The organism is Streptomyces sp. SID11385 (genome assembly GCF_010548245.1).
Classification (GTDB): domain Bacteria; phylum Actinomycetota; class Actinomycetes; order Streptomycetales; family Streptomycetaceae; genus Streptomyces.
Window position 1 is genome coordinate 1 of sequence record NZ_JAAGLR010000995.1, and the last position, 500, is coordinate 500.

The 500-nt window shown below is 77.6% G+C and carries 1 protein-coding gene and 1 pseudogene; both read right to left on the reverse strand.

What is annotated here, in order from left to right:
* A pseudogene (locus G3I42_RS30350) lies at nt 1-196 on the reverse strand (hypothetical protein); the annotation flags it as partial.
* On the reverse strand, nt 193-500 hold a 308-nt coding region (locus G3I42_RS30355), incomplete at its 5' end, for a sigma-70 region 4 domain-containing protein (RefSeq protein WP_203607565.1). The pseudogene G3I42_RS30350 and the gene G3I42_RS30355, both read right to left, overlap by 4 nt.

Below are 500 nucleotides of genomic sequence, written 5' to 3' on the forward strand. Positions count from 1 at the left end.
CGCGCCTGCGGGCGGCGGCCGGGGCCGGCTCCGCCGTGCGGGCCGTGTCGTCGTCGATCTGTCGCATGAGTCGTTCCCTGTGGTGGTGCTGTCGCCCGGGCGCGAGGTCCCATTCGGGCGGGGGCGGCAGGAGCCGGGCCACGTCGTCGGCCTCGCCGCGGTCCGCTCCGCTCCGGGACGGGTGGGTATCGGTCATCGGTTCTCCTCCCGCGCGGGCAGGGCCGCGAACGCGGCCCCGCCCTGTACCTCTCCGGACCCGCGTCCCGGTTCCGTCCTGTTGTCGCGGACGGGCCCGTCCGCCTCGGCCCGTACGGTCCCCGGCTCCCCCGCCTCGCTCAGCTTCAGGAGCCGCGCCCGCGCCCGCGAGAGCCGCGACCGTACGGTGCCGACCGGGACGCCGAGCGCTTCGGCGGCCTCCGCGTAGCCGAGCCCCGACCACACGCACAGCGTCAGCACCTCGCGTTCCTTGCGCCGCAGCCGGCGCAGCGCGGCGTGCACGG